We start from the raw sequence: 7,598 nt of genomic DNA, 5'->3' as shown, positions 1-7,598 counted from the left end.
GCCCGTAGGCATCATGCGGTATTAGCCATCGTTTCCAATGGTTATCCCCCACATCAGGGCAATTTCCTAGGCATTACTCACCCGTCCGCCGCTCGACGCCGTTATCGTCCCCCGAAGGTTCAGATAATTCGTTTCCGCTCGACTTGCATGTGTTAGGCCTGCCGCCAGCGTTCAATCTGAGCCATGATCAAACTCTTCAATTTAAGATTTTTTCGGCTCAATGAATACTGAACATTACATAACGTAATGTTTGAATTGACTGTGCTGAATCCGAAGATTCAATGGTCACTTCGTATCATTGAAACCTAATTTTGAAACCGAAGTTTCTAATTGGATTATCATCAACGAGTGCCCACACAGATTGATAGGTTTATATTTTTAAAGAGCTTTTCTAACTTACCCAGCAACTTAGTTGCTCGTCGTTAGGGGTGCGTATCTTACTCCGCACCGCGAGAGAGTCAAGCATTTTTTCAAATTTCTTTTTCTCTCACTTCCGACTCGCTGTGTGACTTTCGTCTCACTCCGTGTCGGTGGATGCGCAGTATAGGGAGTTGAGAAATTAGTACAAGCGTTTTTTGCAAAAAAAACTTTCAACCGAACAAATAGCAATCACTTTGTGTGTATACCAAGCGATCTTGGCTATTTTCTCTCATTTAAAAGGATCTTTCCTCAAGAAAAAGGGCGTTTCTACCTGAATTACGATCTTCAAATTTGATGTAATTGAAGCAAATGATATTCGCTCAACGCGCTTTTTCTTTTCTGCCTGCTGTATAAAAGATAAAAAAAGAGCAGAACGATAACGAACTGCTCTTTGGTCTTTGCTTTTTACTTGGGGTACTTCAGGTGAAGTCTTGGAAATTGCTTCTTCTATATAGAAGAAAAGATCAGAGCATCCTTGCCCTTCTCTTTTACGACAGATTAGCTAGGGGTATATCAAATGTCGTGGTTGTTCGATGACACATTGAGCTCGTAAGAGTGGAGCATGCTTGCATTCCCAATGGCGTCATCTTCGAGAGGAACTTAGTTCTTCAATACTTTTACGGTGTAGCTACCATCTTTTTGTTGGTATAGACCGTGGATGTCGGTTTCGAAACCTGGGTAATGCGCACCGATCTCACAAAGCATCTCTAGGAAGTCCAGCACAGGGCGAGAATCTTGAGTCACCATTTCACCAGGAAGTACTAGTGGCACACCTGGAGGATAAGGAAGGATCATGTTCGCACTTACGCGACCAACCATTTCTTCCAGTTTGATTTCTTCTACGTTACCGCGAAGCTCTTCTTGCCATGCTGCGTGTGGTGTTACTTTCATTTCAGGAAGAACATCGAACGCTTTGTACATTAGCTCTGGTAGATTGTATTTCTTAGTTAGGTTGTGAATCGCTTGTGCTAATTCTTGAACGCGCATGCCTTCATAGAAGCTTGGGTCTTCATTATATAGCGAAGGTAGGAAGCTCTTGATGGTTAGGTTCAAGTCGTACCCACGTTTAAATTCAGTTAGACCGCGTAGCAATTGCATTGCTTTTGATTTGTCGATACCGATTGAGAATAGGAACAACAAGTTGTATGGACCTGTTTTCTCTACCACGATGCCGCGCTCGTCTAGGAATTTAGCCACCAGCGAAGCAGGAATACCTGATTCTTCTAGTTCGCCTTCTTTATTCATCCCCGGAGTTAGTAGCGTTACTTTGATTGGATCAAGATACATGTGGTTGTCATCCATGTTCTTGAAGCCGTGCCATGTGTCGCTAGGGTCTAGTTTCCAACATTCCGTGGTATCGATGTTTTCTGGTTGCCATACATCGAAGAACCAGCTGTCACTTTCTGCTTCTAGGCGTTTGATCTCTTTACGGAAGCGGATTGCGCGATCGATAGAGTCTTGCATCAACTTCTTACCAGTGTTGCCGCGCATCATTGCCGCTGCAGTTTCAGTAGAAGCCACAATGCCGTACTGAGGTGAAGTTGAAGTGTGCATCATGAATGCTTCGTTGAAAGACTCTTTATCAAAGTCACCTTTCACGTGAATCATTGAAGCTTGTGAAAACGCTGCCAACAGTTTGTGTGTTGATTGTGTTTCGTAGAACACTTTGCCTGGCATCGCTTCACCACTCATACCACATTTACCTTCGTAAATTGGGTTGAAGTTAGTGTAAGGCACCCAAGCACTGTCGAAGTGGATGTGTTTACAGTCTAGCGACTCTTTGATGAATTGTGTGTTGTACAACAAGCCATCGTAAGTTGAGTTAGTCACTACTGCGTAACTTGGCGCTGTTGCACCTGGTGTTTTCGCCACTTTCTCTGCAATGACATCTCGGCTGAATTCGCTTTGTGGAATACCACCAAGGATGCCGTATGCGTTACGGGTTGGGCGGAAGTAGATTGGAGTAACGTCACTCATCATCATTAGGTGAGTCAGAGATTTGTGACAGTTACGGTCAATCAGTACTGTGCTGCCCGCAGGCGCTGAGTACATACCTACGATTTTGTTCGATGTAGACGTACCGTTCGTTACGATGTAAGAGCTGTCTGCATTGAATGTACGTGCGATGTATTCTTCTGCATCTTTATGTGGACCTGAGTGGTCTAGTAGAGAACCTAACTCCGGCATTGAGATTGATACGTCCGCTTTAAATGTGTTTGGACCGTAAAAATCGTAGAAGATACTACCAGCAGGGCTTTTCTGGAATGCAGTACCACCCATGTGACCTGGAGTACAGAAGGTGTATTTACCTTCTTCTACGTATTTGAATAGCGCTTTGGTGAATGGAGGCATGATGGCATCTTTGTATGCTTCAGTCGCTTGGTTGATTTTGATAGCGATGTCGTCAGCCATACCTAAAGCGTACTCGAAGAAGCTCACGTTTAGACGTAGGTCTGTTAGTGAAATATCGAGAGTAGACTGTTCGTTAGCAAATGCGTGAACAGGCAGTTTTTCGTTGATTTGGCTGATACGTTCACATAGCTCTAGTGAGTATTTATCCCAGTCGAACAGCACACCGCAAATGCGTGGGTTCATCTCAATCATTTTGATCAAGTCTTTATCATCTACTGGGTAAACCACTTCGTAGCCCGCTTTCTCAAGAGCAGCGTGAAGTTGACGAACGGGCTCTTCTTTAAAGAACACACCCATGTGGTTCAAGATAGCGAAAATATTCATTTGGACATCTCCAAGGCGAATGAAGGCGCTCTCTGCCATTTACAGGCAGTGAGTAAGGTGAGCGCCGAGTGAATTTGTTTTTTTATTGGCTGGCACCAAAGTGCCAGCGTTTGGGGATTAGTTGCTTGCTTGAGCAGGCATGTCGTCAGCGTGTAGCTTCATGTACTGAGCTAAGCCGGCTTTTTTGCTGTAGAACATCAAGATAACGAGAGATACGATGAAGGTTGCTGTTAGCGTACCGCCTTCTGCACCAGCAAGGGCAATGAAGCAGAACAGACAAGCTACACCAGAGAACAACATTACGAAGCCGTTGCGTGTTGTCATACCTTCGAAGCGAATCAAGTTAATGCTTGAGTAGAAGTAAGGCAGCATAGTTAGTAGAACTGCATCAGTCGTTAGCTGGTTGAACAGGTCTGATGCGTGTGCTGTTTTAGAGCTGAAGAACATCAGTACAACCATTAATGCTGTCATCTTGATTGACGCAAGGATTAGACCTTTCTTAGGCACACCGTTTTTGTCAGTTTCGCCGTAGATTTTAGGGAAGTTGCCATCGCTTGCTGCACGTTTACCAGCCTCGCCCACCAGCATCATCCAAGAACCTAGCGAAGTGAAACATGCTAGTGCTGTGAATGCTGATACGAATGGTGCAGTCCAGCTACCGAATAGCTCAGTGGTTGCTAGTGCAAATGGCGCACCTGATGCCGCAACTTCAGAAGCAGGGAACATGCCGCTGATCATTTGAGTTGATAGGATGTAAATCACACCTGCGATACCAGTACCCAGCATGGTTGCTAGCGGTACAGTACGTTTAGGATTTTCTACCATACCTGTCGATACTGCTGCTGATTCCACACCAACGAATGACCATAGACAGATAAGAACCGCAGTCACAATCGCATGGCTATCCGTACCCGCAGATACGTTCCAGTTTTGGCTGTATAGCGCAGTGTCGAAGTGCGTCCAACCAAACGCCGCTGTACCAACAACAGGAATGAGGATTAGAACAAGACCAAGCGTACATAGACGGCTTACCCAGCTACCACCAAGTAGGTTAACGAAAGTGAAGATCCATACCGATGCAATCGTCGCAATACCTGCTGGGATTGGGTCATTAAGCACAGGGAAGAATACTGAAAGGTAAGAAACACCTGTAATAGCAATAGCTAGGTTACCAATCCAGTTCGCGTGGTAATAAAGCACGCCCGTTTGGAAACCAAAGACAGGTGAAACTTCGCCAGCGTAAGCGATAGGACCACCTTCTTGAGGGTTTTTGGTTGCCAGACGAGCGTAAACAAACGCAAGGCTCAGTGCACCGATCAAACAGATCAGCCAACTGAAAATTGAAACAGAGCCTACTGAAGCTAGGCTAGAAGGTAACAGTGCAATACCACTACCCATCATGTTACCGGCTACTACACCCGTACAGGCAATTAGGCCGATTTTTTTCGTATTCGATGACATAACATCTCCAAATCTATTCTACTCAAGTCAACGTGACTCAAACTGAACGGTTATTAGCGAGATGCTATGAAGTAGATACCTGCTCGACCTCGCTAAATTTCGAAGTGAAGACTACGCCCAAAAATCGGGAAAAAAATAAACTTGGCGTTATCAATAAAATGATTAGTTAATCAACATCAAGTTGAGATAAACATGATAAACACAAAAACATAAAACTATATTATTCATGCGGTTATAAGAAAAACATCAAGCCTTCTACCGATAGATAAACTCTCATCAACTCGTTAGTAATCGCGGCAAAAGTTATCAACCTCTATCAACTTCCCCGCCCCGAACGGTTGATTCCCTGAACTGTTGATTCCATAAATCTCTCCCTGATCGCGCTTTTTGACCCACATCAATATTCATCTCGCCTCCAAGAAAGCATCAGAATCATTCTCGCCACATAACTCAGCCAGACACTCCATACAATCAATAGAGATAGAGATAGAGATAGAGATAGAGATAGAGATAGAGATAGAGATAGAGATAGAGATAGAGATAGAGATAGAGAAGAAAACCGGATATGTCTTCCCGTTGCAAGCTTGCGTTACTGGCTCCTTCGTAAGTCATTACCCCACCGCCCACCCTTTTCACTTTTCGACAGCTACAAAAAAGCCCCTCACCAAAATGAGGGGCTAGTATTAAACTGACGTAGAGTGCGAGAGAATTAAAGCATTCGAACGACAGAAGGGTGAACAGCGCGATACATGGCGTAATCAATCGCCTTCATGTTACTTGGGAAGACCAAGTTTTCGCACAGCAGGTACGTCTCAACCGACGTATCAATATAGAAAGCTTCGCTGTAAGACTCACTGGCCAAATCCAGATCACCATCCAATTCAGCGTGTTTACCACGAATCACATAAGAAAGCACCGAATCACGTAACCTCAAAGCCTGCCCAAGATGCTGCTTGGCTGAGGCCATGTCACCAATAATGGTTTCGTGCAGGGCTAAAGCTTCATAAATTCGCGGTTGAATTGGCCCAACCATCATTTTTACGTTAGTTTCTAGTGCGTCACTCAACTGCTGCACTCGCCCTTTCTTCAACTCCTGTGAAAAATCGAGCACCTTCTGCACGTGGTAAGCAATTAATAACTCTGCCTGAACGTAAGCGTTATCTGGCTCAATTTCTAAAATGTTTTCCAGCAAGTTGACGCCTTGGCGAAACTGCTTGGCATCCGAGACATTGAGATAATGGTTAGCTTGAACAAACAGCTCCAAAGCATCTGGGTTAATTGGCATTCCCGCCACCAGCATCGTGGATTTCAGCTTGGCATCCGGTACTTTCAGGACTTGCATCAAGTCTAACGACGCTTGTTGAAGCACTGTCTTTAAATGGCTGCTGGTTAACGCGTATTGACGACTAAACAACACCTTTTCAGATGAGTTATTGCGATATTCCACCTCTAAAAAGCTACCACCATCATTTTCACGAACCCGCACCACAACCGATTTGCCCGGCACAATACCCGAGGTAAACGACGCCTTCTTTAGCATGACTCGGTAATCGCTCACTTGAGCAATGTCGGACATCAACTTTTGGGCAAACCCGTCTGCCAAGTCGTAGCTTAACCCTTCGCTCGTGAAGTTATCTTGAAACTTGAATTCGATAAGGTGAGTATCGATGGCTTGAGTAATACGCACTTCCGATTGCTTGTAGGTAAACACACCCATCACCACAACCAAAACACTGATCCAGATGAAGTTCATGATCCCCAGGCGCCACGGACTGATTTTATTTTTTTTCGGAGGGGCCTTTTTCTCTTTAGACATCTCACAGACCGCGCGAGTCAGAGGGCCTGCAGGAAAGGTGACGGCAGGTGCGATAGGTGGAGTCTCTTCTTCTGGTTCATCAACAATAGGAGGAAGACTTTCTGAATCACAATGACGACTTGCGAGGAATTCCTCGAGTGTCATTGGGGTCACATTCGCCACCAGCTTGTAACCACGTTTCGGCACTGTAATGACGTAGCTGGTATTTTCTTCCCGACCGTCACGCAGTAATTTACGTAACTCAAAAATGGACTGAGTCACCACTTGATCGGTCACAATCGCCCCTGCCCAAACGTATTGGATCAATTCCTCACGATTGAACACCTCATTCGCATGCTCCGCTAGGAAATGCAGAAGATTAATTAAGCGTGGCTCAACAGTAACTTCCCTATCTTGTCGATACAGCTTATTTTCATCAACGCTTAAAACCCAGTCATTGATTTGAAAATAGACTCCAACCATGTATGAAAACTCTCGTATCTACAGACAGCGCTACGGCAGGAATCAAACAATGGTCAATTCCTACAGGTAACTAAAGGCGAGATTATAGGTGGGAAAACGGCGTGCACCTAGAAAAGCAAGCCGCCAAAAATGCAAACTTAAGTTAAGTGATGCAGAAATGAGACTACTCAAGTGCTGCAAGGATAGAACAATGAGTAGCATCATCATCCGTATGACCGCAGCAAGCATCATTGATCTTCTTCAAAGCTCGACGAATTTTCGTTAGCTCGTTAATTTTTCCATCAATAAGCTCTAACTTAGCAGAAGTAATAGCTTTAACCTCTGCACAGCTGTGTTCTGTTGCTTCTAGTTTGATTTCTAGTAGCTCTTTAATCTCATCCAGGCTCAGGCCCAGCTCTTTACCTTTAAGGATGAAGTGTACCTGCTTTTGATTCTCTTCATTATAGAGACGATAACCTGATTCACTTCGACCTGCGGGCTTTATCAGCGCGTTTTTCTCATAAAAACGCAGCGTATCTGCCGTCACACCACAACGTTTTGCCAGTTCACCTATCTGAAACATAACTTTCCCTATTAACTATCTCGTTACTTTTAAAGCTAAAGAACCTCTTTTTCACAATTATTTTTGAGATGCCAAACGATTGCGCGAGCTTTTTTGTAATAAATTGGTTAGAATACGCGCCATCAAATGTGGAGACTGTTT

The 7,598-nt window shown here is 44.4% G+C and carries 4 protein-coding genes and 1 rRNA gene; all 5 read right to left on the bottom strand.

Features of this window, described 5'->3' with window-relative positions; all coding sequences use genetic code 11:
* Window positions 1–203 (bottom strand): 16S ribosomal RNA (locus FKN16_RS23185); the annotation flags it as partial.
* Window positions 204–1,020: 817 nt separating this feature from the next.
* Window positions 1,021–3,156 carry a lysine decarboxylase CadA gene (locus FKN16_RS23180; RefSeq protein ID WP_170903637.1) on the bottom strand — a complete coding sequence of 712 codons (2,136 nt, stop codon included), beginning with the start codon at window positions 3,154–3,156 and terminating at the stop codon, window positions 1,021–1,023.
* Between the two features lie 117 nt (window positions 3,157–3,273).
* On the bottom strand, window positions 3,274–4,617 hold the full coding sequence (cadB, locus tag FKN16_RS23175) for a cadaverine/lysine antiporter (protein ID WP_005397292.1): 1,344 nt from the start codon (window positions 4,615–4,617) through the stop codon (window positions 3,274–3,276).
* A gap of 709 nt (window positions 4,618–5,326) precedes the next feature.
* Window positions 5,327–6,895 (bottom strand): lysine decarboxylation/transport transcriptional activator CadC, encoded by a 1,569-nt coding sequence (gene cadC / locus FKN16_RS23170; protein WP_170903636.1) that lies wholly within the window; start codon window positions 6,893–6,895, stop codon window positions 5,327–5,329.
* 163 nt (window positions 6,896–7,058) lie between these two features.
* A complete protein-coding gene (gene zntR / locus FKN16_RS23165; protein WP_005397290.1) occupies window positions 7,059–7,457 on the bottom strand; it encodes a Zn(2+)-responsive transcriptional regulator in 399 nt (132 codons plus the stop codon).
* Between the last annotated feature and the right edge of the window lie 141 nt (window positions 7,458–7,598).

Origin of the sequence: Vibrio sp. 11-4(1) (genome assembly GCF_013048625.1) — a bacterium.
Taxonomy (GTDB): Bacteria; Pseudomonadota; Gammaproteobacteria; order Enterobacterales; family Vibrionaceae; genus Vibrio; species Vibrio diabolicus.
This window is presented reverse-complemented; position numbering and strand designations above follow the sequence as displayed.

Excerpts from the sequence above, each read along its gene's own strand:
- FKN16_RS23180 (WP_170903637.1), bottom strand. The coding sequence starts at position 3,156 with ATGAATATTTTCGCTATCTTGAACCACATGGGTGTGTTCTTTAAAGAA.
- zntR (WP_005397290.1), bottom strand. The coding sequence starts at position 7,457 with ATGTTTCAGATAGGTGAACTGGCAAAACGTTGTGGTGTGACGGCAGAT.
- cadC (WP_170903636.1), bottom strand. The coding sequence starts at position 6,895 with ATGGTTGGAGTCTATTTTCAAATCAATGACTGGGTTTTAAGCGTTGAT.
- cadB (WP_005397292.1), bottom strand. The coding sequence starts at position 4,617 with ATGTCATCGAATACGAAAAAAATCGGCCTAATTGCCTGTACGGGTGTA.